The organism is Shewanella sp. 1CM18E, assembly GCF_023161665.1.
In the GTDB taxonomy this organism is placed as follows: domain Bacteria; phylum Pseudomonadota; class Gammaproteobacteria; order Enterobacterales; family Shewanellaceae; genus Shewanella.
The window spans coordinates 29,412-55,839 of sequence record NZ_JALNTW010000017.1 but is presented as its reverse complement, the minus strand read 5'-3'; the positions used below and the strand labels follow the sequence as shown (position 1 = coordinate 55,839).

General features: G+C 43.4%; 27 protein-coding genes and 1 pseudogene. 9 read left to right on the top strand and 19 right to left on the bottom strand.

What is annotated here, in order from left to right; all coding sequences use genetic code 11:
- Positions 1-48 precede the first annotated feature (48 nt).
- The 8 genes and pseudogenes from rlmB to zapE form a co-directional block, all read right to left on the bottom strand.
- Positions 49-789 (bottom strand): 23S rRNA (guanosine(2251)-2'-O)-methyltransferase RlmB, encoded by a 741-nt coding sequence (rlmB, locus tag MSG37_RS17945; RefSeq protein ID WP_248472046.1) that lies wholly within the window; start codon positions 787-789, stop codon positions 49-51.
- Positions 790-3,285: a ribonuclease R gene (rnr, locus tag MSG37_RS17940; protein WP_248472045.1), complete on the bottom strand. Its 2,496-nt coding sequence runs from the start codon at positions 3,283-3,285 to the stop codon at positions 790-792.
- 40 nt (positions 3,286-3,325) lie between these two features.
- A complete protein-coding gene (locus MSG37_RS17935; protein ID WP_248472044.1) occupies positions 3,326-3,949 on the bottom strand; it encodes a flagellar protein MotX in 624 nt (207 codons plus the stop codon).
- A 175-nt stretch (positions 3,950-4,124) separates the two neighbouring features.
- Positions 4,125-5,420 (bottom strand): adenylosuccinate synthase, encoded by a 1,296-nt coding sequence (locus MSG37_RS17930; protein WP_248472043.1) that lies wholly within the window; start codon positions 5,418-5,420, stop codon positions 4,125-4,127.
- Positions 5,421-5,486: 66 nt separating this feature from the next.
- A pseudogene (locus MSG37_RS17925) lies at positions 5,487-5,675 on the bottom strand (DUF2065 domain-containing protein).
- Between the two features lie 995 nt (positions 5,676-6,670).
- Positions 6,671-7,063 carry a 30S ribosomal protein S9 gene (gene rpsI, locus MSG37_RS17920; protein ID WP_012156791.1) on the bottom strand — a complete coding sequence of 131 codons (393 nt, stop codon included), beginning with the start codon at positions 7,061-7,063 and terminating at the stop codon, positions 6,671-6,673.
- Between the two features lie 14 nt (positions 7,064-7,077).
- A complete protein-coding gene (gene rplM, locus MSG37_RS17915) occupies positions 7,078-7,509 on the bottom strand; it encodes a 50S ribosomal protein L13 (RefSeq protein WP_220779019.1) in 432 nt (143 codons plus the stop codon).
- Positions 7,510-7,872: 363 nt separating this feature from the next.
- On the bottom strand, positions 7,873-8,982 hold the full coding sequence (zapE, locus tag MSG37_RS17910) for a cell division protein ZapE (RefSeq protein ID WP_248472042.1): 1,110 nt from the start codon (positions 8,980-8,982) through the stop codon (positions 7,873-7,875).
- Positions 8,983-9,378: 396 nt separating this feature from the next.
- Here zapE and MSG37_RS17905 point away from each other — a divergent pair, with 396 nt between their 5' ends.
- From MSG37_RS17905 to degS, 3 genes are all read left to right on the top strand, one after another.
- Positions 9,379-9,759: a DUF1043 family protein gene (locus MSG37_RS17905; RefSeq protein ID WP_248472041.1), complete on the top strand. Its 381-nt coding sequence runs from the start codon at positions 9,379-9,381 to the stop codon at positions 9,757-9,759.
- Positions 9,760-9,923: 164 nt separating this feature from the next.
- The gene (locus MSG37_RS17900) at positions 9,924-11,276 is read left to right on the top strand and encodes a DegQ family serine endoprotease (RefSeq protein WP_248472040.1); all 1,353 of its coding nucleotides are present in this window, start codon (positions 9,924-9,926) and stop codon (positions 11,274-11,276) included.
- Between the two features lie 213 nt (positions 11,277-11,489).
- Positions 11,490-12,572, top strand: a complete 1,083-nt coding sequence (gene degS / locus MSG37_RS17895) for an outer membrane-stress sensor serine endopeptidase DegS (protein ID WP_248472039.1) — start codon at positions 11,490-11,492, stop codon at positions 12,570-12,572.
- Between the two features lie 119 nt (positions 12,573-12,691).
- On the opposite strand, the gene MSG37_RS17890 is transcribed toward degS, so the two are convergent.
- From MSG37_RS17890 to MSG37_RS17840, 11 genes are all read right to left on the bottom strand, one after another.
- Complete coding sequence (locus tag MSG37_RS17890) at positions 12,692-12,856, bottom strand: hypothetical protein (RefSeq protein WP_248472038.1); 165 nt, start codon at positions 12,854-12,856, stop codon at positions 12,692-12,694.
- Between the two features lie 179 nt (positions 12,857-13,035).
- Positions 13,036-14,703 carry a cadherin-like domain-containing protein gene (locus MSG37_RS17885; protein WP_248472037.1) on the bottom strand — a complete coding sequence of 556 codons (1,668 nt, stop codon included), beginning with the start codon at positions 14,701-14,703 and terminating at the stop codon, positions 13,036-13,038.
- A gap of 190 nt (positions 14,704-14,893) precedes the next feature.
- Complete coding sequence (locus MSG37_RS17880; RefSeq protein ID WP_248472036.1) at positions 14,894-15,532, bottom strand: response regulator; 639 nt, start codon at positions 15,530-15,532, stop codon at positions 14,894-14,896.
- Positions 15,532-16,854 carry a HAMP domain-containing sensor histidine kinase gene (locus MSG37_RS17875; RefSeq protein WP_248472035.1) on the bottom strand — a complete coding sequence of 441 codons (1,323 nt, stop codon included), beginning with the start codon at positions 16,852-16,854 and terminating at the stop codon, positions 15,532-15,534. Before MSG37_RS17875 ends, MSG37_RS17880 begins: the two co-directional genes overlap by 1 nt.
- Positions 16,855-17,082: 228 nt before the next feature.
- The gene (murA, locus tag MSG37_RS17870) at positions 17,083-18,345 is read right to left on the bottom strand and encodes a UDP-N-acetylglucosamine 1-carboxyvinyltransferase (RefSeq protein WP_248472034.1); all 1,263 of its coding nucleotides are present in this window, start codon (positions 18,343-18,345) and stop codon (positions 17,083-17,085) included.
- A gap of 21 nt (positions 18,346-18,366) precedes the next feature.
- Positions 18,367-18,618 carry a BolA family protein gene (locus MSG37_RS17865; protein ID WP_248472033.1) on the bottom strand — a complete coding sequence of 84 codons (252 nt, stop codon included), beginning with the start codon at positions 18,616-18,618 and terminating at the stop codon, positions 18,367-18,369.
- Positions 18,619-18,631: 13 nt separating this feature from the next.
- Positions 18,632-18,925 (bottom strand): STAS domain-containing protein, encoded by a 294-nt coding sequence (locus MSG37_RS17860; protein ID WP_248472032.1) that lies wholly within the window; start codon positions 18,923-18,925, stop codon positions 18,632-18,634.
- A 5-nt stretch (positions 18,926-18,930) separates the two neighbouring features.
- Positions 18,931-19,581 carry an ABC transporter substrate-binding protein gene (locus MSG37_RS17855; protein WP_248472031.1) on the bottom strand — a complete coding sequence of 217 codons (651 nt, stop codon included), beginning with the start codon at positions 19,579-19,581 and terminating at the stop codon, positions 18,931-18,933.
- 32 nt (positions 19,582-19,613) lie between these two features.
- Positions 19,614-20,084: an outer membrane lipid asymmetry maintenance protein MlaD gene (gene mlaD, locus MSG37_RS17850; RefSeq protein WP_248472030.1), complete on the bottom strand. Its 471-nt coding sequence runs from the start codon at positions 20,082-20,084 to the stop codon at positions 19,614-19,616.
- 73 nt (positions 20,085-20,157) lie between these two features.
- Positions 20,158-20,943, bottom strand: coding sequence for a lipid asymmetry maintenance ABC transporter permease subunit MlaE (gene mlaE, locus MSG37_RS17845; protein WP_248472029.1), 786 nt, complete (start codon positions 20,941-20,943; stop codon positions 20,158-20,160).
- Positions 20,930-21,742, bottom strand: a complete 813-nt coding sequence (locus MSG37_RS17840) for an ATP-binding cassette domain-containing protein (RefSeq protein ID WP_248472028.1) — start codon at positions 21,740-21,742, stop codon at positions 20,930-20,932. The genes mlaE and MSG37_RS17840 overlap by 14 nt, the downstream gene beginning before the upstream one ends.
- A 178-nt stretch (positions 21,743-21,920) precedes the next feature.
- Here MSG37_RS17840 and MSG37_RS17835 point away from each other — a divergent pair, with 178 nt between their 5' ends.
- The 6 genes from MSG37_RS17835 to lptB all read left to right on the top strand — a co-directional run bounded on the left by MSG37_RS17835 (position 21,921) and on the right by lptB (position 26,337).
- Positions 21,921-22,880 (top strand): calcium/sodium antiporter, encoded by a 960-nt coding sequence (locus tag MSG37_RS17835; protein ID WP_248472027.1) that lies wholly within the window; start codon positions 21,921-21,923, stop codon positions 22,878-22,880.
- Positions 22,881-22,922: 42 nt separating this feature from the next.
- Positions 22,923-23,900: a KpsF/GutQ family sugar-phosphate isomerase gene (locus tag MSG37_RS17830; RefSeq protein ID WP_248472026.1), complete on the top strand. Its 978-nt coding sequence runs from the start codon at positions 22,923-22,925 to the stop codon at positions 23,898-23,900.
- Between the two features lies 1 nt (position 23,901).
- Complete coding sequence (gene kdsC / locus MSG37_RS17825; RefSeq protein ID WP_248472025.1) at positions 23,902-24,453, top strand: 3-deoxy-manno-octulosonate-8-phosphatase KdsC; 552 nt, start codon at positions 23,902-23,904, stop codon at positions 24,451-24,453.
- Positions 24,450-25,007, top strand: coding sequence for an LPS export ABC transporter periplasmic protein LptC (gene lptC / locus MSG37_RS17820; protein ID WP_248472024.1), 558 nt, complete (start codon positions 24,450-24,452; stop codon positions 25,005-25,007). The genes kdsC and lptC overlap by 4 nt, the downstream gene beginning before the upstream one ends.
- Before the next feature lie 65 nt (positions 25,008-25,072).
- Positions 25,073-25,606: a lipopolysaccharide transport periplasmic protein LptA gene (gene lptA / locus MSG37_RS17815; RefSeq protein ID WP_248472023.1), complete on the top strand. Its 534-nt coding sequence runs from the start codon at positions 25,073-25,075 to the stop codon at positions 25,604-25,606.
- Positions 25,606-26,337 carry an LPS export ABC transporter ATP-binding protein gene (gene lptB / locus MSG37_RS17810; RefSeq protein WP_248472022.1) on the top strand — a complete coding sequence of 244 codons (732 nt, stop codon included), beginning with the start codon at positions 25,606-25,608 and terminating at the stop codon, positions 26,335-26,337. The genes lptA and lptB overlap by 1 nt, the downstream gene beginning before the upstream one ends.
- Positions 26,338-26,428: the final 91 nt, after the last annotated feature.

Below are 26,428 nucleotides of genomic sequence, written 5' to 3'. Positions count from 1 at the left end.
GATGTATAGCTTGGCGTAAAATCTAGCGCGTTATTACACCAATTGCTATTAAGCTAGACGTTGGCGCACAGCTTCAAACAAGCAGATCCCTGTTGCTACAGAAACGTTTAAGCTTGAAACGCTACCAGCCATTGGGATCGATACTAAGGTATCGCAGCTTTCACGTGACAAGCGACGCAGACCTTTACCTTCAGCGCCCATAGCAATAGCTAATGGACCCGTTAGGCTAGCTTGGTAAAGCTCACAGTCGGCTTCACCGGCTGCGCCAATAATCCACACGCCCTTTTCTTGCAGGCTACGCATGGTGCGCGCAAGGTTAGTCACTTGATATAGCGGTACTACTTCTGCAGCACCACAAGCCACTTTACTTACTACTGGCGTTAAACCAACAGAGTTATCTTTTGGTACGATAACCCCGTGGACACCTGCTGCGTCAGCATTACGTAGGCATGCGCCTAAGTTATGCGGGTCAGTCACGCCATCAAGAATAAGCAAGAATGGTACTTCAGTCTTTTCAAGCATTGCAGCTAAATCATTATCGCTAAGGATTTTAGCTGGCTTAACTTTAGCAACCACACCTTGGTGCTGACCGCCGTCTGACTTTTCATCCAATGCTTTACGAGAAGCATATTGTACCGATACGCCCCACTCGGCGGCGATCTCAAGGATCGGGGTTAACCTTGCGTCATCACGACCTTGAAGTACCCACATCTCAATCACACGCTCAGGGCTGTTTTTAAGTACCGCTTCAACAGCGTGTAATCCGAAGGTCATATCTTGCTTTTTCATCTATTTCTTACTCGCTTTACGCTTGGCTGACTTAGCTTTACTTGCTGAAGATTTTTTTGCCGAAGCTTTTGTCTTAGTCTTTTTAGCAGCAGCCTTGCTGCCACTCTTAAATTTTCCGCCACTTGGCTTAGCACCTGAGCGACTATTACTACGCGGCTTACGCTTGCCTGATTTGGCTTCAGACTCAGCTTCTGCTTCGGTGCTTTTACCTCGTGATGAATCACGTCGATTACCAAGCTTGGCACCTTCGCGATTAACTCGCTCACGAGCGGTTAATGGCTTAGTAGGTCTGCGGCGGCGTCCACCTGCAGAGTCACCTTCCATCATCAAATCAATTTGACGGTCATCAAGATTAACCCCAGCGACTTTAACCGTCACTGTGTCACCAATTTGATAAACCTGACCTGAAGCTTCACCCACTAAACGCTGACGCATATTGTCATACTGATAGTAGTCACTGCCTAGGCTTGAGATATGCACCAGACCGTCGATAAACAGGTCGTTTAAGCGTACGAACATACCAAAATGAGTCACCGAGGCGATGACCGCTTCAAATGTGTCACCCACGTGGTCTTGCATAAACTCACATTTGAGCCAGTCACTCACATCACGGGTGGCTTCATCTGCACGGCGCTCAGTGGTTGAACACTCTTCACCTAATAGATCTAGCTCTTCAATCTGATAATGGAAGCCGCCATCTGCGGTCCATTTATCAGTTATTGCTGCGTTTTCTTGCTTAGCAAGCAAGTAGCGAATAACACGGTGCAAAATCAAATCAGGGTAACGACGAATTGGCGAAGTAAAGTGTGAATACTCTTCCAATGCCAAACCAAAGTGGCCTTCGTTATCCGGTGTGTAAGTTGCTTGACGCATAGAGCGCAGTAACATCACCTGAATAAGTTCAGCATCAGGTCGGTCCGCAATTTGCTCCATTACCGCTTGGTAATCTTTCGGCTCAGGATCTAATCCACCTTCTAGCGTTAAGCCACGCTCTTTAAGGAAATCCTTAAAGTTAGTCAGCTTTTGCTCCGATGGTGCCTCATGCACTCGGTATAACACTTCACCTTTGTGCTTTTTAACAAACTTGGCTGACGCAACGTTAGCTAAAATCATACATTCTTCAATGATTTTATGTGCTTGGTTACGATGGCGCGGAACAATCTTATCAATTTTGCGCTGCTCATTGAAAACAAACTGAGTTTCAGCAGTTTCGAAGGCAATTGCACCACGCTCTGCACGGGTTTGTTCAAGCGTTAGGTATAGCGACTGCAGCGTCTCTAGATGCGGGAAAATAGGCTTAAGCTCTTCGCTCACTTCGCCACCTTCGAGCATGTCAGCGACTTGGGTATAAGTCAGACGCGCATGTGAATGCATCACTGCAGGATAAAACTTATAACCCGATAACTTACCTGCTGCAGAGATAGTCATCTCAGCAACCATACACAGGCGATCAACCTTAGGCATTAACGAGCACAGACCGTTAGAGATCTTCTCTGGCAGCATAGGGATCACTTGCGATGGGAAGTACACCGAGTTACCTCGTGCACGCGCTTCTTTATCGAGTGCAGATTCAGTGCGAACGTAATGGCTCACATCGGCAATCGCCACCCATAAGCGCCAGCCGCCAGATTTTTTCTTTTCAGCGTAAACTGCATCGTCAAAGTCACGCGCATCTTCACCATCAATGGTCACTAATGGTAAGTTACGTAAATCAACGCGACCTTCTTTGTCAGCCTCGGTAACTTCATCGGGGATTTTTCGTAGCTTTTTCTCAATTAAGCCTGACCATGTATGTGGCAAATCGTAATTGCGCAGTGCAATTTCAATCTCCATACCTGGTGCCATCTCTTTGCCAAGCACTTCTGTCACTTTACCCGCAGCTTTTACGTAGCGGCCTGGACGGCGTGTCAGTTCAAGTACCACGATGTCGCCTTGGCGAGCGCCTTTACGATCTTCTTCAGGAACTAATATTTCTTGGGTGATGCGGCGGTCATCAGCAATAACAAAGCCCATGCCTGCATCTAAGTGAAAGCGACCCACTAAAGCAGCACTGCGCTCTTCAATCAAGCGTACAATACGTGCTTCACGGCGGCCTTTACGGTCTACACCAGCTTTTTGCGCTAGCACTTTGTCACCGTGAAAATACATCAGCATGTCACGGTTATTGATGTAAAGGTCGTCACCACCCTCTTCTAATTTTAGAAAGCCAAAACCATCGCGGTGACCAATAACGGTACCGGTCAGTAAATCCATTCTCTCAGGCAACCCATAAGACTGGCCGCGGGTAAAGACGAGTTCACCATCTCGTTCCATTGCACGCAGGCGACGACGGATAGCTTCTAGTTGCTCTTCGCCTTCAATTTTTAAGGCTTTAGCAATGTGTTCACGGGTTAACGGGGACTTTTGTGAGCGCAAGTAATCTAAAATATACTCACGACTAGGAATTGGGTTTTCGTACTTTTCTTGCTCACGCTTAATATGCGGATCTTGTATCATTCATTTTCCAAATTATTGGCATAACCCCTTTAGGTTATGTTTATTGTGGCGTTCTTAGGTGCTCTTTCTTTGCCCTAGCAACTGCGCTGGGCGGCATCTTTGCCTCTAACACCTTTAACAAGTTAATTGCTTCGGCTTGCGTTGCTTCATCGCTAAACACTTCGTTGTATAGCCAATGAAAACCCACTTCGTAATCTCGAGGACTACCATAGCCCTCACCAAATAACCGAACCAACATCATGCGCGCAGGTAAATCACCCGTCGCTGCAGCAGGCAATGTATATTGCACTGCGCGTTGTTTATCTTCGATGACAAATTTACCATCGTGATAATACTCAGCCATTCTAACCATGGCTTCAGCACTCCCCTGCTCTGCAGAGGTTTTTAGCATGGCGATACCGCGCGGCGGGTTAGCCTTAACGCAGATCCCATAATTGAGCATTTCTGCCCAAAGATACTGATACAAAGGCTGTTGTAGTACCTCAGCCCTTGCTTCAATATCCTCGACAATTTGACAATCGTCGCCTTGCACTTGAGTTAAATAACGTTTACTGCGAATTAATTCAACCAACTGCTCCTGAGTATAGACATCAACAGCTTTAGGCATAGCAAAACTTGGTAGAGATAATATCGAAAGAATAGTAATCAATACATAACGCAGCATAAGGGTTCTCAATGACAAATAGGTTAAGCTTATATTTGGGTAACAAGCCACCAATCATAAAGGTAACTTGAATATACTCTATTTTAAGTCATCGGCAGTATAACGCATTTCTTGAGCACTGTGCTCTTAGATAAGCAAGCCAATAAAAAGGCCGCTAATTGCGGCCTCTTATATATTAACTAAACGGATTCACTAGAATCATGGTCTCGTTTCTATCCGGACCCGTTGAGATAATATCAATTGGAGTTTCTAGTAACTCTTCTAAGCGCTTAATGTAGTTCAATGCCGCTTGTGGCAATTGATCAACAGAAGTTGCACCGAAAGTAGACTCGCTCCAACCAGGCATAGTTTCAAGAACAGGAGTAACCTGCTCATAGCCTTCAGCTGCTAGTGGTGTTGTAGTTGCAACAGTTCCATCTGGGTACTGGTAACCAACACAAATTTTAACTTCTTCTAGGCCGTCTAAAACGTCTAGCTTAGTTAAACAGAAACCGCTAACGCTGTTGATTTGCACTGCGCGCTTCATCGCAACAATGTCTAACCAACCTGGACGACGCTTACGACCAGTAGTCGCACCGAACTCGTGACCCTTAGTTCCTAAGTAATCACCGATTTCGTTTTTCAATTCCGTTGGGAATGGACCTGCACCAACACGTGTGGTGTAAGCCTTCATGATACCCAATACGTAATCTAGGTGACGTGGACCAAATCCTGAACCTGTTGCAACACCACCGGCAGTAGTATTAGAAGAGGTTACGAACGGATAAGTACCATGGTCAATATCTAGTAACGTGCCTTGAGCACCTTCAAATAGAATTGGTTCGCCAGCTTTACGTGCCTGATCAAGAAGTTCAGAAACGTCTGTGCACATACTCTTTAAGTAGTCAGCGATTGCTAGAGCATCTTTCAATGTCTCTTCGTAATCAACTGCATCACACTTGTAGTATTCAGTCAGCATGAAGTTATGGTAAGCCATGACTTCTTTCAGTTTAGTAGCAAACAATTCTGCATCAAACAGATCGCCTACACGTAAACCACGACGAGAAACTTTGTCTTCGTATGCTGGACCAATACCACGACCCGTTGTACCAATTGCATTATTACCACGCGCTTTTTCGCGAGCAATATCAAGAGCACAATGGAATGGTAGAATTAGAGGACATGCTTCAGAAATTAATAAACGTTCCTCTACAGGTACGCCACGCTCTTTAAGCATGTTAATTTCTGCCATCAGTGCGTCTGGTGCTAGCACCACGCCGTTACCAATAATGCACTTAACATTATCGCGTAAGATCCCTGACGGAATAAGATGAAGAACGGTTTTGTCGCCATCGATTACTAAAGTATGACCAGCATTGTGGCCACCTTGGTAACGAACGACATATTTAGCCTGTTCGGTAAGAAGATCGACTATCTTACCCTTTCCTTCGTCACCCCATTGGGTGCCGAGAACTACAACGTTTTTGCCCATTATTTGCTGCACGGTAGTGGTTAAAACGGGATTTTAGCAGATCTATGGGGGCGGTAGGCAAGTAATTTATGAAAAAATAATCAACAATATCCCGCCGACAAGTACCAAACAAGCGCCTATATACCGCAGAACCTGCTGATTTTGATTGGAAATTTCCTACAGATAAGCTCGCCAACGATTTGGAAACAAAAGTGGTCCAATTCCTTCAATAATTAACACCAATCCTAACGTCAGCATGATTAACTCAAAAGACATAACATTGTGTTCCTTAGGGTGAACAATATAGCGAATAAAACCTAGATTTGCGCATAGCACGACGTAAAAATGCTCAATCAAATTTTGTCATTTTTAGCGCAATACTCACCTTTAGCGACTCAAATTGAAACGCTTGCCAAAATAAATAAACTCAAATCAGGCATCAAATATCAAAACCAAGCAGTAAAACTAAGGTGTAAAACTAAGCAGTAAAACCAAGATTAGTAACCAAATAGCAAACCATGCTCAAGCCCCAAATTTACGATTTAGCTTTACGATTTGGCTTAAACATTTAACAGTAAATTTGAATTCAAAAACAACACTAGCGCTTCTGATTAAAAAACAAAACTAACTATTTTGTATAGTAGGCAACGAACATGTCTTTAATAAAATCAAACTGAGCCATCTGCTAATACACCGAAGTAATGCCCTCCTCCTGCCTGCTTAGCAACAGCTAGAACTCAACAAGCTAAGCAATACACTCCTATTTATGAAACTGCAGTACACAACAGGTCAGCTAGTTACGCTAGACGAGTCATAATTTCTGGTCTTCTTAAGTTAGTAGGCTCTATTAACATGGCTCTATATAAACACTACTCATCGGCAACAAAGCTACCGCGCAGCTAAGTAAGCAATCTGAATTTGCTAACTTTAACAGGTCTTACCCAAAGCTTAGGCCCGCCTTGTGTAGATAAATTGCAGAACTAAGTTAATTCAGGCCTTTTAAACTAAGCAATACCATAGTTTATATGCTCTGCCACTAGGTTATGAGTTCAAACTTAATAACTTACGAAACTATTACAAGGCCTGCCTGTCAACGGGAATAAGTAAGATGAGCTATGGGCTAACAGTAAATAGATATATGAGGAGTGCGAGCTTGCATAAATTCTGTTTCCGACAGCAAGCATAAGTGTCAGGAGTCTAAATTATGCTGAACTTTAGGCAAGAAAAAACCCAGCATATAGCTGGGTTTTTTGAACTCTGAAAGCGAAATATTAACGCTTAGAGAATTGTGGCTTACGACGTGCTTTACGTAGACCAACTTTCTTACGCTCAACTTTACGAGCATCACGGGTAACGAAACCAGCAGCACGTAGAGAAGGACGTAGAGACTCGTCAAGTTCCATCAACGCACGGGTAATACCGTGACGGATTGCACCTGCTTGGCCAGTGTTACCACCACCCTTTACAGTTACCATGATGTCTAACTTCTCAGTCATTTCAACTAGCTCTAGTGGCTGACGAACAACCATACGAGAAGTTTCACGACCGAAGTATTCGTCTAGCGGTAGCTTGTTAACGATGATGTTACCAGTACCTACTTTAGCGAATACGCGAGCAGTAGATGTTTTGCGACGGCCAGTGCCGTAGTATTGAGTTGCAGCCATTGCTATAATCCCGTTTAGATATCAAGTACTTGAGGTTGTTGTGCAGCGTGGTTATGCTCTGTACCAGCGTAAACTTTAAGCTTACGGAACATGGCACGGCCCAATGGACCTTTTGGTAGCATACCCTTAACAGCCTTTTCGATGATCATTTCAGGCTTATGAGCTTGTAGCTTCTCAAAACTGATCTGCTTAATGCCACCGATGAAACCTGAATGTGAGTAGTAAACTTTGCCTTTAGCTTTGTTACCAGTCACAGCAACTTTATCAGCGTTAATAACGATGATGTAGTCACCAGTATCTACATGAGGCGTATACTCTGGCTTGTGCTTACCACGTAGGCGAGCAGCGATTTCAGTAGAGATACGACCCAAAGTTTTACCTTCGGCGTCAACGACGAACCAATCACGAGTGACTGTTTCTGGTGTAGCAGTAAAAGTAGTCTTCATTTACAAAAACCCAATGTTAAAATTCTGTCTCACATGCTTAAGCCACTATTGGCAAAAACACAAAAAGTGCCATTCCCCGCCCCTTCGAGCAAAGAATAAGCTTTACAACTTCCACCTAATTGGTGGATAACGAGGGCAGGTTGCGGATTATAGACAAAGCTGAGTTAAAAATCACCTAATATTTTAGTTTAATTCTTATCAGTTTTAATTTATTCCGCCAGTTTATGCGCGCTCATTTCAAAAAATACCAAGCAAACAGGCCAAAGATCCTACTAATAAAGAGCTTTGCCTATGCTGCATAAAATTTTGGCCGCGAACAATAAGCGATCCTGCTGCAGTTTTCTATTATTTTTAAACAGAAATCTACGGGATATGCTCTAAAGCCAAATAATCATGAGATTGCATCTCAGTTAATCTTGAGCGGCAGCGTCTAAATTCAAAGCTTAATAAGCCTTCAGTGTATATATCTTCTAGGCTGACTGCAGATGAGATTATCAGCTTCACATTTCGCTCATAAAATTCATCAACCATAGCTAGAAATCGCCTTGCAATATCATCACCAGTTAACTGTTCACCCATTTGCTCAACATTGCTCAATAACACAGTGTGATACAACCGAGCGACCTCCATGTAATCTCGCTGACTGCGTGGACCATCGCATAAGGCTCTAAAATCAATCAGCAACACACCTTGAGCCTGCTGGCGAATATCTATCACTCTGCCGTCAACCTCTAACCCTTTGGTTGAAATTTCAGACTCTGGTGCTAACTTCGCAAAATACTCTTTAAGATTTTGCTCAGCCAGCTCATCAAGCGGTGAATGGTAAATCTCGGCCTGCTCAAGGGTTCGTAGGCGGTAATCTATTCCCGAGTCGACATTGACTACGTCGCAGTGTTTATTAATCGCTGCGATTGCAGGTAAAAAGCGCGCTCGTTGTAAACCGTTACGATATAGCTCGTCAGGGATAATGTTAGAAGTCGCCACTAATGCTACGCCTTCCGCAAATAATGACTCAAACAAAGTGCCAAGCAGCATGGCATCAGTAATGTCCGATACAAAGAACTCATCAAAGCAAATCACTTGATATTGAGATGCCATTTTTTTAGCAATACTCACCAATGGATCCTGCTGACCTTGTAATTCGGCTAAGTCGATATGCAGCTGATGCATAAATCGGTGAAAGTGCGCCCGCAACTTTTTATCACCCGGTAACGCATCATAAAAAGTGTCCATAAGGTAAGTCTTGCCTCGCCCTACGCCCCCCCACAAATATAAACCTTGTACCGTAGGTTTATGCTTTTTACTAAAAAATGAAAAAAGCCCACCACTCTTGGCAGTCTGAGAATTTAAAACAAGTAACTCATCATAGACTCGTTGCAACTGTTTTACGGCGTGCTCTTGCGCCGCATCATGTGAAAAATCATCTCGAGTTAAGTCTTGCTGATAATGCTGCCATGGAGTTAATTGCGACACGTAAATACTTCTCTATTTGTAGGGTTCATCCAAATCAGCTATATCAATAGCCGCCTGATATCTTATTTTTAAGCTTGCAAATACTATCATGCCAGAAAGCAGCAATGCACCCTCGCTACGAGCTGCAGCCCCTACAAGCAATAATTAACCCTGCAGTAGCTCACTACCTCTAACTGATAAGCCCTGCTATACGAACAAGCTTAGTTTTTGGATGACTCTATTTACTGCTAAGCACCATAGCAATAGCCAGCTATAGATCCTCACTACCCATCCGAATCATGTAAATCCCACCAATATAAGTGCTTTGACGAGGTATTTTGAATTAAACAGTACCGCGGCATAAATCTGCGATGTATATTTGGGTCAATCAACATATAAGTATTATTAGGAGTCTATATGGAGTGGGCATTAACCCTTGCCGCATTCGTGATTGGTGGCGTATTTGGCTATGTAAGCCATACTTTGTTGGCAAAAAACAATCACCATAAGAGCAACAACCAACAATTAGAGCAAACTCAACTAGAGTTGAGTCAATATAAGCAAGAAGTGTCAGATCATTTTGATGATCACTACAAGCAGCTTGCAGAGTTATCAGCGCAACTTAACAAGGTTAATCAGCAGTGGAATAACGCGGCGCCTCTTTTTACCTCGCCAATTACTGATAAAAAACTGCCAGAGCTAACAACTAAGTCACTAGAACCTGCAGACAAAGCAGCGTTAACAAAAACGCCTGTGACAGAAGATGACGTAAAAGAGCAAGCACCTGAGGCTGCGTAACCCCTAGGGATAAATTAACCTTTGTTAATAATTGATGAACTTTTTGATACTCACTTGAGTCCGAATCAATAATGAATGAGAGCGCTTGTAAACATATGAGTGCCTAGCGCAGCACTCATTATAAGCGCCGTTCAATTTAGTTTTGAGAAATTGGAGCAATATAAATGAAGACAAAATTATCCATACTTTCAGCAGCCTTATTAAGTGCCACTTTGACTTTGGCACCTGCAGTATCACAAGCAGCCATTCCTTTAGCCGTAGGCGGGCAAGAGCTACCTAGCCTAGCACCTATGCTACAAAAAACAACGCCAGCCGTTGTCGCTGTTGCTGTATCTGGCACTCATGTATCCAAGCAAAAAGTACCCGATGCATTTAGATACTTCTTTGGTCCTAACGCCCCTCGAGAACAAGTCCAAGAGCGCCCATTTAAAGGGCTAGGTTCAGGCGTAATCATCGACGCCAAAGAAGGTTATATAGTCACCAATAATCATGTAATTGAAGGTGCCGACGAAATTCTTATTGGTTTGCACGACGGCCGTGAAATTGAGGCAAAACTAATTGGTGCAGATGCGGAATCTGACATAGCCTTACTACAAATTAAAGCTAAAAACCTTACAGCGCTTAAACGAGCAGACTCTGATGAACTGCAAGTTGGTGACTTTGCTGTAGCCATTGGTAATCCGTTTGGCCTTGGACAAACCGTCACTTCTGGCATTGTTAGTGCTATGGGCCGCAGTGGTCTGGGTATTGAGATGCTAGAGAACTTTATTCAAACCGACGCCGCAATTAACAGCGGTAATTCAGGCGGTGCATTGGTAAACCTTAATGGCGAGTTAATCGGTATTAATACCGCTATCGTTGCTCCTGGCGGCGGTAACGTCGGTATTGGTTTCGCAATCCCAGCCAACATGGCTAACAATCTAGTACAGCAAATTATTGAGCATGGCGAAGTACGTCGCGGTGTACTTGGGGTAATGGGGCAAGATCTTAATAGCGAACTTGCAAAAGGCTTTGGTATCGAAACCCAACATGGTGGCTTTATTAACGAAGTCATGCCCGATAGTGCAGCTGAAAAAGCAGGAATTAAAGTTGGCGATATTATCGTAAGCGTTAATGGCCGCAGCATTAAAAGCTTCCAAGAGTTACGTGCAAAAGTTGCCACCATGGGAGCCGGTTCTGAAGTCGAATTTGGCCTAATTCGTGATGGTGATAAAGAGACTGTTACCGCAATATTAGGTGAATCAACTCAAGCCGCCGAAGCTGCAGCGGGTGCAGTACACCCAATGCTACAAGGCGCAAAACTTGAGACAAACGACTCTGGAGTTGAAATAACTGAGGTGGCACAGGGTTCTCCTGCGGCAATGAGTGGCCTAATAAAAGGCGATGTCATAGTTGGTGTAAACCGCACTAAGGTCAATAGTCTAAAAGCGCTAAAATCAGCACTCGAAGATCAAAAAGGCTCTGTCGCGCTTAAAATTAAACGTGACAACACAAGCTTGTATTTGATTTTGAGATAAACACGACAAGGCGCTAATTGTTAAGTGCCTACTATAAATAGCCGAGCCAATTTGCTCGGCTATTTATTCAGAGGCTGCCGACTTTAGAGCTACTAATCTGATGCATTAACTAGCGACTTTATTAACCCAAAGCCCGCTTTATTTGCTGTACTGAGTACAAGTTAATCCAAACATGTTAATATATTTCATCTTTTCAGCATTTACTCTCAGACCATGATCATTAAAGACGCTATTATCTATGTCGGTAAAGCCATTTTGTTTGGCCTTATCATGGCTGCAGTTATTATCTTTATCTTGCCGCTTATCACAGGGCAGAGCCTAACAAACGGTATAACAAGTCGAGTATCGACCAGCAGTAGTGAACTGTCTTTTTCTAAAGCCGTACGCCGCGCTGCACCAGCTGTAGTTAATATTTATAGCTTGAGTATTGATCAATCTAAACCGTTAAACCCCGGCTCTCTGCAAGGGCTAGGTTCTGGCGTGATAATGAGTAAAGAAGGTTATATCCTAACTAACTACCACGTAATTAAGCGTGCAGATGAAATTGTTGTCGCGCTACAAGATGGTCGTAAGTTCACCTCCGAGGTTGTCGGTTCAGATCCTGAAACAGACTTAGCAGTGCTAAAAGTTGAAGGTGACAATCTACCTGTTGTGCCATTGAACTTAAATATCCCAGCTCGAGTTGGTGATGTCGTTCTCGCGATTGGTAACCCGTATAACCTTGGACAAACGATTACCCAAGGCATTATTAGTGCGACTGGTCGTAACGGCTTAAGCTCTGGTTATTTAGACTTTTTGCAAACAGATGCTGCGATTAATGCGGGTAACTCTGGCGGTGCACTGATTGATACTACCGGCCAACTGATTGGTATCAATACCGCAGCGTTTCAAATTGGCGGCGAAGGTGGCGGTCACGGTATTAACTTTGCGATTCCAATTAAGTTAGCTCATAGCATTATGGGTAAGCTAATTAAAAATGGTCGTGTTATTCGTGGTGCCTTAGGCATTGGCGGTGAAGCAGTTGGACCTGTAATGGCGCAGATTTTAAATATTCCAGACTTAACGGGTGTGGTAATTACTGAAATCGATCCGAATGGCCCAGCAGCTCAAGCTAAACTGAGACCTCGCGATGTCATTACTGAATTTGAAGGTGAGGCAATCCCGGGCGTTGAAATGCTAATGGATAGAATTGCAGAAACCACACCAGGTACCAAAATCACAATGACAGTGATCCGTGAAGGCAAGTCTTACCAAGTACCAGTTATCATAGGTGAAAAGCCGGTACACTATAATTAGGTGCTAGGAAAGTAGAAACAAAAAAGCAAAACAGATTTCGCTGTTTTGCCTTTTTTATTATCGATTCCCTTGCCTAGCTCCTAGTTCTCCAAGGATTTTTCTTAGCAACTCCCTCTTTCCTAGGTATTGCTATTTTGCTTAAACAAGCCCACCCAAAACCCTAATTCAAAAAGCACACCTAAAATAACCAGGCTGGTAGCACCTTTCGCCATTCCCACTGCATAACACCCAATTGCAGCGCAAATTAATGCAGCTAAGATAGCGACTCTTTTCCATAATGCCATAACGCTCTCCATTTCTGATTTCCTCAAACACTAGCAAAAGGCGACCAATTACTCTTCTATTTCAGATTAAGCTTTGTTCAGGTTTACCGTTAGCAGCTCAACCTTAGGGTACAAAAAAAGCCACGCTAAATAGATTAGCGTGGCTTGTCAGGAGGGACTATGTAGTGATGAGCTTATTTTTATTTATGGATTTTAGGCAGCGCTACAGCTCTATCGCTGTAATCTGCATGGCAACTGCCACAAGAAAACTCTGCAGTAGACCACGGCATCTGGAACTTACCATCATCAGTAAACTGTTTTGCGTCAGCACTTAAGTCAATGTTGAATAAATGGGATTTCACATCGCCAAATACGACTCCATTAACCTCTTTTGTTACCGCACTCTTAGCAAGCTTTGGCATATGACAAGTCGTACACTCAGCCGCTTTATGAGGCCCTGCCGCCCAAGTGTTTTCTGCAAACTCCATATCATGGCAAGCGCTACACTCTTTTACTGCCCCAGAATGTAATCCATCTGCACTACCTTTATTAACTGTAGATTTATGTGGATCGTGGCAGGTTGAGCAACTCATGTTCTTTTTAGGACCAATCTCATCGCCAGCCTTGTAGTCAGCATGATCCTCAGGCACGACACCTAAGAGTTCATCACCGGTTTGATGATGCTTTGAAAGCCCTCCGCTTGAAACTATTCGGCCGCCTAACTGGCTGCCATTAGGGAAGGCTTCATTATAAGCGCTCACATAGCTTGGGTAGTCTTTCTCACCGTCACGGGTATGACATTCGGCACAAGTCACAGCTAAACCAAATCCCATATCTTCATTTAAGAAGTCAGCAGTTGTACGTGCACTAGCAACGCGCACAATATCATCCGCAGACATGGTTTTTATATGTTGACTGCCGGCACCATGGCAAGCTTCACACTGGATCCCTTGCTCGGCAAAAGTCCCCCCCATTCCAGGCAGATCATCTTGACGCTGCAGATTACGCAGATCTCCATCTTCCGTGGTGGTGCGCTTCCAACCAGTTGTATGGCAGTTACCACATTTATACTGGTAATTCATATCACCCGCTTTGTAGTCCCCCATAACATCAGGGTCATTTAGGTGGTTTTCAGGAATGTTAAAGCTACCATCAGCATTACGAATGTTATACTGCACATTTTTACCTGTGACGATATATCCATCAGCATCTAACCAACGTAACTTCCAGTTATAACCACCCACAACATAACTCACTTGGTCATAGCTAGTCGGTGCCCCCAAGGCATTATTGGTCGTACCGTCACCATCTGGCCCAGCAAACTGCAACAGATCAATTGCACCAGTAATCGTTTCTTCTGGAGTGTAAGGGAAGCTTGGCTGCTCGCCATTGGCTATCTTTTGAATTTTAAAGTTATGGCCTGTTTTAGCGAATGATTTATGTTTGTCTGAGTGACAACTTGCACACGTAGCAGAGCCAACATATGTCAAAGGTTCAGGAGTTGGTGCAGCGTCAACGGTGACGGTAACTTGAGCCGATGCTTGCGCAGTGCCGTCGCTGATTGTGTAATTAAACTTTACCTCTCCCGCTGTGCTTGCTGCGGTAAAACTCACCTTGCCATCTTTAACCACTGCTATATCAGAATCGACTGACACTATGGTTAACTCATCCCCATCGGCATCTGAGTCATTAGCCAATACATCAATGACCACAACTTCATCAACTAAGACATTGGCGAAATCTGCGACAGCGACTGGCGGAGTGTTTTCAATAGGTGGAACTGGCTCATCATTATCACTTCCACAGGCAACTAACATGGTTATCATGCTAGCCAACATAAGCTTTTTACATGGAATTTTTGCGTTCATAAGTTCATCCTCAACATTGCTTTTCATATCGCCAACATTGCAGGGATCGGCGATTGATATGCCTCTTTGGGCATGAAGCAAGTATCAGAAACTTACTAATAAAGGGATAGATAACCAGAATTCACAGCCAAGAGTAAACTGTGAACTTTAGTTATCAGAAATGACTTAACACGCTATTTTATTTAAACTTTTAGTCGCTTGATAAATTATGGTTTGTTAACACAAATCGACCACTATTTGTCAAAATGTAGAGCTTGTTCGCATTTTGCATAACAAGCCCTGCTTTCTTTAACTGTCTAATATGAAAATTAAACTTAGTATGATCATCTATTTCAACTAAGCGGCACAGATCCATAAACTTAAGTGCTTTATGCCCAGCCAATACCCGTAACGCTTTACGTCTATAAGGGTTTGCTAGCGCGCTATACACTAAGTCAGCATCTAAATCCCCTCTGCTTTCTAACAGCTGCTTTTCGGCTAAACTGCGCTTCACAGTCACTATTAACTCATCTGCTTTAAAAGGCTTAGTCATTACGCTATCAGCGCCTTTTTTCATCGCATCGACGGCAGTATCTACAGTGGCGTAAGCGGTAATGATAATCACAGCGAGAAAAGGCTGGTTGTGCCTAAGATTAGATATCGCCTCTACGCCAGTCATACCTGACATTAACAGATCAAGTAATGCAATATCGAAATGCTCATGCAAGCTGACTTCTATCGCTTCTTCCGCACTATTTACAGCGGTAACATCAAAGCCTTCAAGCTCTAGTATTTCCACTATACTCTCGCTAAGTTCAATATCATCTTCAGCCAACAATACCCGTGTCATTAATCATGTCCTCGATAAAATGTAAGCGTGATCTGAGTCCCCATCCCTTCCTTACTAGCAATCTGCATTTTGCCATTATGTAAGGCGACGATTTGCTCACAAATCGCTAAACCAAGCCCTGTGCCCTGACCAACCGCTTTTGTTGAGTAAAATAGCTCAGTAGCTCGAGCTAATTGTGTTGTTGTCATGCCACTACCACTATCTTCTACTGTAATTTGAACCTGAGTTTCATCTTGTTGCGCCGTCACCTTGATACTGTCTTGCGGCTCACAAGCATCAATGGCATTACATAGCAGATTGATAAAGAGCTCCTCTAACTTAATCCGTTCTGCACATAGCACTATGCTATCGCTGCAACAGATTGTTATATGATGCTGTTTAGTTCGATGGGATAATAGTTTTACTGCTGAATTAAGCACCTCTCTAAGCGCAACAAAGCTGCGTTTGCCGCTAGTAGGCCTAGCATAATTCAATAGCTCCTGACTAATTGAGGATGCACGCTCAACACCTAAACGTACACGAGCTAAATAATGACTTTGAGAGCTGCATAAAGTCGGGTGTTTACGTTCTAATAAATCAAGAGCAAGGGTTGATGAGGCTAAAGGGTTATTAATTTCATGCGCCACCCCCATGGCCAGCTGACCTATGGCTTTGTATTTATCTGCTTCAATTGCCCGCTTGAGCTTAGCAGCTGTTGCTTGCTCTTTTTCCAAATCAAAAATTTTAAGCGCCTTAAATAAAGCCACTAAAATTAAGGCTCCAGCTAACGTTCGGGAAATAGGCACGCTATAGTGATAATCTGTCGGCACAAGACCCGAAAGCCCGCCATAAATCACCAAACCCACACCACATAAGGCAAAGTAATTGCCATAACTATGCTGCTCTTGCCTAAGATTAAAGCCATAAACCATCATGCCAATCCCCGCCAAAAGCGCACTGCCAAAGCCAATCAGAACTCGTGTATATTGGCTAGCTTCGACAAAACCACTGCGGTTAACAGATAAATGGTGAAGATCTGGGATCACCAAATAGCCATAAAGCAAGATAATCAAAACGATAAGACTATGACCAATAACGGCAAGGCGCTTATTGCTGATACTTAAGATCTGCCATGCAAATATCATTAGCGCAAGATAAGACAAAAATAGCTTAGCCAAACATAGCCACAAGGTTAATAGCTTATATTCTTCAGCAATATGCCCAGTAAATATAAGTACATAAAGTTCAGACCACTCATGAAATGCATGGGAAAAACCAAACACCGCAAGTGCCCATAAGGTGGGGGCTATTTTTAGCTGACTAAAACGAAAGTTTCGAAACAAGACTGCGCAGCCTACAGAAAAAAACACTAGGCCGTAAAAAAGATAAATATTAAATGTGACGAATACAGGCATGGGCTAACGTTAACATTTAGCCATTGTTAGCAACTTGATCTAGTTCTAATTCCGTTAGCGCAGAGTTTGCGCTAGTTCATAATTCAAAGACACAAAAAAGCCATTTAAGTTTTCACTTAAATGGCTTTTTATTGCTAATTTTTATCTGAGTAAAAATTAAGACTTCACACGTACGACTTGTCCGCCTAAGCCTTTAAACTTATCTTCGATATGTTCATAGCCGCGATCTAAGTGGTAGATGCGATCAACCGTTGTTGTGCCTTCGGCAACTAAACCTGCAATCACTAAGCTTGCTGATGCACGTAAATCTGTTGCCATTACCTGCGCACCATTAAGCTTTTCAATACCGTGAATAATACAAGTATTGCCTTCAAGCTCCATGGTCGCGCCCATACGGCTTAGCTCTGGTACATGCATAAAACGATTTTCGAAAATCGTTTCAGTGATCGTAGCAGTTCCCTCAGCTAGCGCATTTAACACGCAGAACTGTGCTTGCATATCGGTTGGAAAACCTGGGTATGCAACAGTTTTGATATTGACAGCTTTAGGGCGCTTGCCCTGCATATCAAGCTCAATCCAATCATCACCAGTGGTAATGTTTGCACCCGCATCTTCAAGTTTCGCCAATACCGCCTCAAGCGATTTTGGATCAGCTTTAGTACAGCGGATCTTACCGCGAGTCACAGCTGCTGCAACTAAGAAGCTACCGGTCTCAATACGGTCTGGCATCACTTGGTAGTGACAACCTTGGAGTGATTCAACACCTTGAATGCGCACGGTATCTGTACCCGCACCTTCAATTTTTGCCCCCATTGCAATTAAGCAATTAGCAAGATCGACAACCTCAGGTTCACGTGCAGCGTTCTCGATAATGGTTTCGCCATCAGCAAGTGCAGCCGCCATTAGCAAGTTTTCAGTTGCGCCAACGCTAATCATATCCATAAAGATATGTGCGCCTTTTAAGCGACCATCAACCCGTGCTTTGATGTAACCTTCTTTAACTTCGATCTTTGCGCCCATCTGCTCAAGCCCTTGCAAATGCAAGTTAACAGGACGAGCGCCGATAGCACAGCCGCCAGGTAAAGACACATCAGCCTTACCATAACGCGCCAACAAAGGACCTAAAATAAGGATCGATGCACGCATGGTTTTAACTAACTCATACGGTGCACAAAATTCATTTAGATTAGTTGTAGAAATACAGACTTGATCAGTACCTGAACGAGTAACTTCTGCGCCCAGACAACGCAGCAGTTCGCAACTAGTATTCACATCTCTTAAGTTTGGTACATTAGAAACGTTAAAATCAGTTTCAGCCAACACACCTGCCATCAGAATAGGCAAAGCGGCATTTTTAGCACCTGAAATAACTACGTTTCCAGCAAGTGCACCACTTGCTTCAATTTTTAATTTATCCACTTTAACTCTCTAAATCCGCACTTACATATTAAAGACTTTTTCACGCTTCCATTGTGTTGGCGTGAATGCATTAATCGTAATTGCGTGTAGCTCACCACTGGTAATGTGAGCCATTAATGGGCCGTAAATAGTCTGTTGTTGCTTGACTCGTCCCATACCGTCAAAGCACTCTCCTACTGCAATAATTTTGTAATGTGTCCCTTCTTGGGTCACTTTAACTTCCTCTAAAGAAAGCGATTCTAAAAGGATGGTTTCAATTTCTTTGCATTCCATGGAACTATTCACCTTACTTAGCTTCTTCAATAAAGAAGTCGTTTAAATCATACAATATTATAAATTTCTTAAGCTGCTCTGAAGGTGAGACTAACTTAAGGCTCACGCCCTTGGCGGCATATATACCGACTAACTCGAGTAAAAATGCCACGCCAGCACTGTCACAATATTCAATCTCAGAAAGCTGCAAAGCAGAGGTTTCTGTCGCTAAAATACTGTCGCGCCCATTCCATAGACTGCGTACCGCTTGTTGATCTAATTGACCAGAAACAATACAAGTATTCCCTTGTTGTTTAAATTCGGCCACGAGCTTTACTTCTCAGCCGACGGCAAATCGATATGTTTTGCGGTACGTTCATTAAGCATATCAATTACAGATTCAATCCCTTGTTGACGGACCAGATTAGTAATTTCAGATTGCTTTGAAGACAATAAGCTTACACCTTCAGCTACTAGGTCAAATGCCTTCCAGTTACCATCTTTCAAACGGCGCGCTTTGAATTGCAATTTAATCGCAGGTCTACCTTGCTCGACAACTTGTACATACACGTTAGCAAACTTTTCACCTGAAAAGTCCTGCGCCTTGCCGTATTCAACAGTTTGATCTGTATATTCAGTAAATGCTTGCGCATAAGTGGAAATTAAATAGCCTCTAAAGGCTTCAACAAAGCGTCCACGCTGATCTTTGCTGGTATCACGCAAATATTGCCCTAATACCTTGTACGATGCGTATTTGTAATCGATATACGGCATCAATTCTTCAGTCACAATCACTTTTAGATGATCAGGATTTTCAGCAATCAGCTTTTCATCCTTATGAAAGCGAGCAAAAGTCTTATTGGCAACTTGCTCAACCAGAGTATACGGGTTGCTTTGATCGATTTCAGCTTCTGCAGCCTGAGCGCCAATACTAAATAGCGCTACAACAGCTAATACAATGTGACGATATAAACCTTTAAACATACCTAAATCCCCTACTGCTCATCCTGAAAAGGTTAATCCTTTGAACCCATGCTATATAAGAACTGCCCGATCAGCTCCTCTAAAACTAATGCTGAATGGGTATCTTCAATACTGTCCCCATCAACTAATAACTCGATGTCGTCGTCCATAAACCCTGGGGTTAACCCTAAAAACTGCTCACCAAGTAAACCTGATGTAAGGATCGATAATGTGCTTGTTTCTGGAAAATAGTGGTAACGCTTATCCATTGCAATACTGACAACTGGCACAAGCTTTTCAGGATCTAGGTTGATAGCACTAACACGCCCAACGACCACGCCACCCACTTTAACAGGTGAGCGCACTTTTAAGCCGCCAATATTACTAAATTTAGCGTGTAACGTGTAACTGCTATCGCCTGTTTTTACTTCAACATTAGCAACGTTAAACACCAAAACTAAAAACGCTGCTAGCCCAGACAATAAAAATAGACCAACTAAAATCTCAATCTTCCTTGTCAACATAACTCATTTACCACTCTATTCAATAAATCTAAACAATAATTAACGACGAGGTCTTTCCCTGCATCCCCATAAATTACTGGCCAAACATCATCGCCGTCAGTAAGAAGTCTAACGCCAACACGGCTAGGCTAGATTGCACTACGGTTTGCGTTGTCGCTCGACTGATCCCTTCAGGGTTTGGCGTCACATGATAACCGCGGTATAGCGCAATCCAAGTGACAACGATTGCAAACAAAAAGCTTTTAATCATGCAGTTAACAATATCTTGGCGCCATTCAACAGAGGCTTGTAAAATCGACCAAAAACTACCGCTATCAATTCCTTTCCACTCAACACCAACAAGGTGGCCACCATAGATGCCTACTGCGGTAAACATCAGTGCGAGCAAAGGCAGGCTTATCACCCCAGCCCAAAATCTTGGTGCAATAATCTGCCTAAGTGGATCAACGGCCATCATCTCAAGACTAGATAACTGCTCGGTACTTTTCATCAATCCTAGCTCTGCAGTCAGTGCAGAACCTGCACGTCCAGCAAAGAGCAGCGCAGTTACCACTGGGCCTAATTCTCGTAATAAGCTCAATGCCACCATCGGGCCAAGACTTTCTTCGGTACCAAAGCCAACAAGAATATTATAGCCCTGCAATGCCAATACCATACCAATAAACAAGCCCGAGACGATGATAATCACCATCGACTGTACGCCAATAACATACAATTGCTTTATCAGTAACGGCGTACCTTTACGAAAACGAGGTCGATGCGCTATCGCTCCCCACAGCATTAAACCGGCTTTGCCTAAGCCAATTACTAAATCAATAGCACTGCGCCCAAGACGAGCAACCTGATCAATCAAGCTCACTGAGAAGTTCCTTCTTATAATCTGCAGCCGGATAATGGAAAGGCACTGGGCCATCAGGCTCACCACCAATAAACTGTTTTAACTGCGGATTATCCGCTAATCGCAGCTCTTCAGGGGTACCATGAGCAATAATACGTTTATCTGCTAGCACATAAACATAGTCCGCAATTCCAAGTACCTCTGTTACATCATGAGACACGACAACTGATGTGAGGTTTAATGCGTCAGAAAGCTCTCGAATAAGCTTAACTAGCACTCCCATAGAAATAGGATCTTGCCCAGTAAACGGCTCATCATAAAGGATCATTTCCGGCTCTAATGCAATTGCTCTCGCCAGTGCCGCTCGGCGCTGCATACCGCCAGAAAGCTCCGTAGGCATTAACTGGGCAGCACCTCTCAACCCCACAGCTTCAAGCTTCATTAATACGATTTTTCTGATAATCGCTTCAGGCAGACCAGAATGTTCTCGAAGTGCAAAGGCCACATTATCGAATACATTCATATCGGTAAAAAGTGCGCCACTTTGAAACAGCATACTCATACGCTTTCGTAGTGCAAAAAGCTCATTACGATTGCACTTGTGTACATCAATACCGTCGAATAACACCACGCCACTATCTGGCGTTAGCTGACCACCAATCAATTTTAACAGCGTAGTTTTGCCTATCCCGCTAGGCCCCATGATTGCGGTAACCTTTCCTTGAGGGATCGACAGGCTAACATCTTCATAAATGACATGCTCACCGCGGCTAAAGGCCATATTTTGGATTTCAACCAATGTTTTCGAGGTATGTGTCATGCAAGTACCCTGCATTTAATATATTGTGGAAACATCCATTTTCCGTACCGGAAAGGGAGAAATTGTACGTAATTGACCTTATAGGTACAACCAAATCAAGACTATCTCACAGCAATACTTTCATTTTTCTTCAATTACAGCGAAAATACGCCGTTATACCCACAAATACTAAGAATCGATGTTATTTAATATTTTTTTGTTAGTCGCCGGTTTAGGTGCCCTAGTTTGGAGTGCCGATAAGTTTGTTTACGGCGCAGCCGCTTTTGCTCGCAACCTTGGTTTACCGCCAATGCTAATCGGACTAACGATTGTTGCCATGGGTAGTTCAGCACCAGAAATGTTTGTTGCGGCAACAGCTTCGCTAGAGGGCATGACTGACACTGCAATTGGTAACGTTCTCGGTTCTAACATCGCAAATATCACCCTAATTCTTGGTATTACTGCGCTACTTGGTGCAATCTCGGTAAGTTCACAAACGCTTAAACGTGAAATTCCAATGATGTTGGTGGCAACACTAATTGTCGGCTATTTTCTTTACGATGGCTTTTTAACTCGCGTTGAAGGTATTAGCCTATTAGTGCTATTCATTGCGCTGATGGGGTATCTCATTTGGCACGGCCTTCATAGTAAAAACCGTGATGCATTAGCCGAAGAAGCCGCAGAAGAGATCCCAGCAGACGTACCAACTGCTAAAGCGATTTTTTGGCTGGTTGTGGGCATGGTATTATTGCCACTTTCAGCAGACTGGATGGTACAAGGTGCTGTTGGAATCGCTAAAGCCTACCATTTATCCGATTTAGTCATTGGACTAACCATTATTGCGGTGGGCACTAGTTTGCCTGAACTTGCAGCTTGTGTGGCAGGAGTCTTAAAAAAGGAAGATGACCTTGCTATCGGTAACATTGTTGGTTCAAACTTATTCAATATTTTAGCGGTACTTGCTATACCTGGTATCATCGCGCCTGGCGCAGTTGATGCTGCGGCGAGTACACGTGATTTTTATATGGTGCTTGCCACGAGCAGCGCATTAGCGGTTCTTATTTTGCTATCAGGACGTGCTAAGCAGCTAAAGCCTTGGCATGGCGTAGTATTACTTATTACATTTATTGCATACCAAGCACTCCTGTTCCTATCTTAATCTCAGGACAAGAGGCCAAGCAGTTTAAAGAGAGACCAAGAAATGGTAGATGAAAATCAACTACGCCAATGGGGCACTAAAGTTATCGATATAGAGAAACGAGCACTCGATAACTTGTACCAGTACGTCGACTCTTCAGCATTTGCTCAAGCATGCCAATTAATCTTGCAATGCACGGGTAAAGTGATTGTGATGGGCATGGGCAAATCTGGTCATATAGGCAACAAAATTTCAGCTACTTTGGCTAGCACCGGCACACCGGCTTTTTTTGTTCATCCAGGTGAAGCCAGCCACGGTGATTTAGGTGTTCTAAGTGAAAACGATATCGTACTGGCAATTTCAAACTCCGGCGAAGCCAGCGAGATTTTGACCTTATTGCCCGTAATAAAACGCATGGGCTTACCGCTGATTTCTGTAACGGGTAAACCAGACTCAAGCATGGCAAAACTTGCACAACTACACTTGTGTATTGAAGTGCCAGAAGAGGCTTGCCCCCTTGGACTTGCGCCAACATCAAGCACCACTGCAACACTGGTGATGGGTGATGCCCTCGCCGTGGCACTGCTGCAAGCTCGTGGCTTTACTCAAGATGACTTTGCTCTGTCTCACCCTGGTGGCAGCTTAGGTCGAAAGCTATTATTAAAAGTCAGTGATGTGATGCATAAAGGTGATGGCCTACCTAGTGTTAGAGACAATATCTGCATTACCGATGCGCTATATGAAATCTCTAAAAAAGGCTTAGGCATGACAGCTGTTGTTGATGATAGCGATACCTTAGTGGGTATTTTTACTGATGGTGATTTACGCCGCGTAATCGATGCAGATGTAAACTTAAGAACCACTTCAATCGCTGATGTGATGACTAAAGGCTGCGTTACTATTACAGACAATATATTGGCAGCAGAAGCCTTAAAAGTCATGGATACTAAAAGTATTAATGGCTTAATTGTGATTAATGAACAACAACAGCCTGTAGGCGCATTAAATATGCTCGATATGGTTAAAGCAGGAGTAATTTAATATGTCTCACCAAGGATTTTACGGCCCAATAAGCGATGATGTTTGGCTAGCTGCAAGTAAAATAAAACTGCTTATCTGTGATGTTGATGGCGTGTTCTCCGACGGCCTTGTTTACATGAGCAATAGTGGCGAAGAGCTTAAAACCTTCCATACTCGTGACGGCTACGGCGTGCGTTCAGTGCTATCGAGTGATATTCACGTTGCCATCATTACTGGGCGTAAGTCGCAAATTGTTGAAGATAGGTTTACCGCACTGGGTGTGACCCATATTTATCAAGGTGTTGATGATAAGCTAGCGCCTTATAAAGAATTGCTATCGCTTTACAATGTGAGTCCAGAAGAAGTGGCCTACATTGGTGATGACATGGTCGACTTACCCGTTATGCAGCAGGTTGGCTTATCTGTATGTGTCGCCGACGGTCACCCATATGTAAAACAACACGCTAAAATGACCACTCACATTAAAGGTGGTCACGGAGCACTGCGCGAACTAACAGACTTGTTGCTTTTAAGCCAAAATAAGTTTGAGTCAGCCCACGGGATGAGTATATGAACCGCGTTACCCTAGCGATAATCCTATTTTTTGGCACCGCGCTATTTTTATATTGGCAAGTGCAATCGAAAAAGAGCGAAGAAGCGCTAGATATCGACGTAAGCCAACGCCCAGACTATATCATCGACGACTTACGTAGCATTGAGTATAACGAGCAAGGCTTGATCAACAGCGAAGTAACCGCTAAGCACATGGAACACTTTGACAGTGCCAGCATGACTTACTTTACTGATCCTGTTTACCTTATTTACCCTGATGATGGTCAAGCGCAGTGGCAGCTAAAAAGCACGAAAGGCAGCCATAATAAGATCACGGGGAAGGTAACTTTAGAAAACGATGTTATTATCGATTCAATTAGCCCAGAAGAGCCGATCCAAACATTAAGTACAAATTATCTCGAGTTGGATCTCGATACGATGATCATGACATCTGATGAAATGATCCACGTCACTGGCAACGAATTTGTCATTCAAGGTATGGGGCTTTATGCCGACCTGAATGCCCAAAGTGTAAAACTAATCAGCCAAGTAGAAGGGATCTACGAGGCCAAGTAATACACTAATATTGCACATATATATACCGCAGCTAACAAAGTGTTTTAGCTGAGTAGAAGGACACTATGAAATACAATCACACTCTTTTGGCCGGCCTTTTTTGCCTGCTTAGTTTTAACACCGTAGCTAAAGTCGATGACTTAGAGCAAGAAGTAAAAATCGCAGCAGCGAGCCAAGAAGCTGATATCAAAAATAACCAAGTTATTTTCTTTGGCCCAGTTGAGGTGACTCAAGGTTCAATTAAGATGAATGCTGACGAGTTACGGGTATTTTCTAAAGCAGATAAAAGCGGGAAAACCCTTGTAGCAACAGGCAAGCCAGCAACATATACCCAAACAATGGACGATGGTCGCCCGGCAACCGCAAGCGCGAAAGAGATCCGCTACGAGCTCGCTACGCGTACACTAACCTTGGTTGGGGATGCAACACTTGAGCAAGATGGTAGTCAAGTTACCGGTAACCGCATCAAATACAATATTAGCAAGCAACAGCTTATTGCTGAAAGTACCGGCCAAGGCGATGACAGAGTTATCACCATTATTCAGCCTGAAACCTATCAGGAAGATAAATCTGAAACGCCAGTAAAACAGGAACAGTAATGAGCCAAATTACCTTAAAAGCGAGCAACCTTGCTAAAAGCTACAAAAACCGTGCAGTAGTGCAAGATGTTAGCTTAACCGTGAAAACCGGTCAGATCGTTGGTTTGCTTGGCCCTAACGGTGCAGGTAAAACCACAACTTTCTACATGGTGGTAGGCCTAGTACAAAGCGATAAAGGTAAAATCTTTATCGATGACGACGACCTCACCTTAGATCCAATGCATTTACGCGCCCGCAAAGGTATCGGCTACCTACCACAAGAAGCGAGTATCTTCAGAAAGCTATCTGTTCGCGACAACATTATGGCTGTATTGCAAACTCGTAGTGATATCAATGATGAGCAACGTGAAGAACAGCTTGAGCATCTACTAGAAGAGTTCCACATCACTCACATTCGCGATAGCCAAGGTATGGCGCTGTCGGGTGGTGAACGACGCCGCGTAGAAATCGCTAGAGCATTAGCGGCAAATCCTAAGTTCATTCTATTAGATGAACCCTTTGCTGGTGTTGACCCTATCTCAGTTATCGATATTAAAAAGATTATCGAACAACTAAAAGGTCGTGGGCTAGGTGTACTCATCACTGACCACAACGTACGTGAAACACTTGATGTATGTGAGCATGCTTATATCGTTAGTCACGGAAATCTCATCGCCGAAGGCACACCCGCTGAGATCTTAGACAACCAGCAAGTTCGAGCAGTGTACTTAGGTGAACAATTCAGGCTATAGTTAATTCACAGTTTCAAACCTTAAAACTTAATACCTATTACTATTTAGAATAAAATCAAAGTATTAAGTTTTTTAGTTTTATTAGCTAGAT

What these genes read in the sequence shown, in the direction of transcription:
- rlmB (WP_248472046.1), bottom strand. Translation starts at nt 789, where the DNA reads ATGAAAAAGCAAGATATGACCTTCGGATTACACGCTGTTGAAGCGGTA.
- rnr (WP_248472045.1), bottom strand. Translation starts at nt 3,285, where the DNA reads ATGATACAAGATCCGCATATTAAGCGTGAGCAAGAAAAGTACGAAAAC.
- MSG37_RS17935 (WP_248472044.1), bottom strand. Translation starts at nt 3,949, where the DNA reads ATGCTGCGTTATGTATTGATTACTATTCTTTCGATATTATCTCTACCA.
- MSG37_RS17930 (WP_248472043.1), bottom strand. Translation starts at nt 5,420, where the DNA reads ATGGGCAAAAACGTTGTAGTTCTCGGCACCCAATGGGGTGACGAAGGA.
- rpsI (WP_012156791.1), bottom strand. Translation starts at nt 7,063, where the DNA reads ATGGCTGCAACTCAATACTACGGCACTGGCCGTCGCAAAACATCTACT.
- rplM (WP_220779019.1), bottom strand. Translation starts at nt 7,509, where the DNA reads ATGAAGACTACTTTTACTGCTACACCAGAAACAGTCACTCGTGATTGG.
- MSG37_RS17905 (WP_248472041.1), top strand. Translation starts at nt 9,379, where the DNA reads ATGGAGTGGGCATTAACCCTTGCCGCATTCGTGATTGGTGGCGTATTT.
- MSG37_RS17900 (WP_248472040.1), top strand. Translation starts at nt 9,924, where the DNA reads ATGAAGACAAAATTATCCATACTTTCAGCAGCCTTATTAAGTGCCACT.
- degS (WP_248472039.1), top strand. Translation starts at nt 11,490, where the DNA reads ATGATCATTAAAGACGCTATTATCTATGTCGGTAAAGCCATTTTGTTT.
- MSG37_RS17890 (WP_248472038.1), bottom strand. Translation starts at nt 12,856, where the DNA reads ATGGCATTATGGAAAAGAGTCGCTATCTTAGCTGCATTAATTTGCGCT.
- MSG37_RS17885 (WP_248472037.1), bottom strand. Translation starts at nt 14,703, where the DNA reads ATGAACGCAAAAATTCCATGTAAAAAGCTTATGTTGGCTAGCATGATA.
- MSG37_RS17880 (WP_248472036.1), bottom strand. Translation starts at nt 15,532, where the DNA reads ATGACACGGGTATTGTTGGCTGAAGATGATATTGAACTTAGCGAGAGT.
- MSG37_RS17865 (WP_248472033.1), bottom strand. Translation starts at nt 18,618, where the DNA reads ATGGAATGCAAAGAAATTGAAACCATCCTTTTAGAATCGCTTTCTTTA.
- MSG37_RS17855 (WP_248472031.1), bottom strand. Translation starts at nt 19,581, where the DNA reads ATGTTTAAAGGTTTATATCGTCACATTGTATTAGCTGTTGTAGCGCTA.
- mlaD (WP_248472030.1), bottom strand. Translation starts at nt 20,084, where the DNA reads ATGTTGACAAGGAAGATTGAGATTTTAGTTGGTCTATTTTTATTGTCT.
- MSG37_RS17840 (WP_248472028.1), bottom strand. Translation starts at nt 21,742, where the DNA reads ATGACACATACCTCGAAAACATTGGTTGAAATCCAAAATATGGCCTTT.
- MSG37_RS17835 (WP_248472027.1), top strand. Translation starts at nt 21,921, where the DNA reads ATGTTATTTAATATTTTTTTGTTAGTCGCCGGTTTAGGTGCCCTAGTT.
- MSG37_RS17830 (WP_248472026.1), top strand. Translation starts at nt 22,923, where the DNA reads ATGGTAGATGAAAATCAACTACGCCAATGGGGCACTAAAGTTATCGAT.
- kdsC (WP_248472025.1), top strand. Translation starts at nt 23,902, where the DNA reads ATGTCTCACCAAGGATTTTACGGCCCAATAAGCGATGATGTTTGGCTA.
- lptC (WP_248472024.1), top strand. Translation starts at nt 24,450, where the DNA reads ATGAACCGCGTTACCCTAGCGATAATCCTATTTTTTGGCACCGCGCTA.
- lptA (WP_248472023.1), top strand. Translation starts at nt 25,073, where the DNA reads ATGAAATACAATCACACTCTTTTGGCCGGCCTTTTTTGCCTGCTTAGT.
- lptB (WP_248472022.1), top strand. Translation starts at nt 25,606, where the DNA reads ATGAGCCAAATTACCTTAAAAGCGAGCAACCTTGCTAAAAGCTACAAA.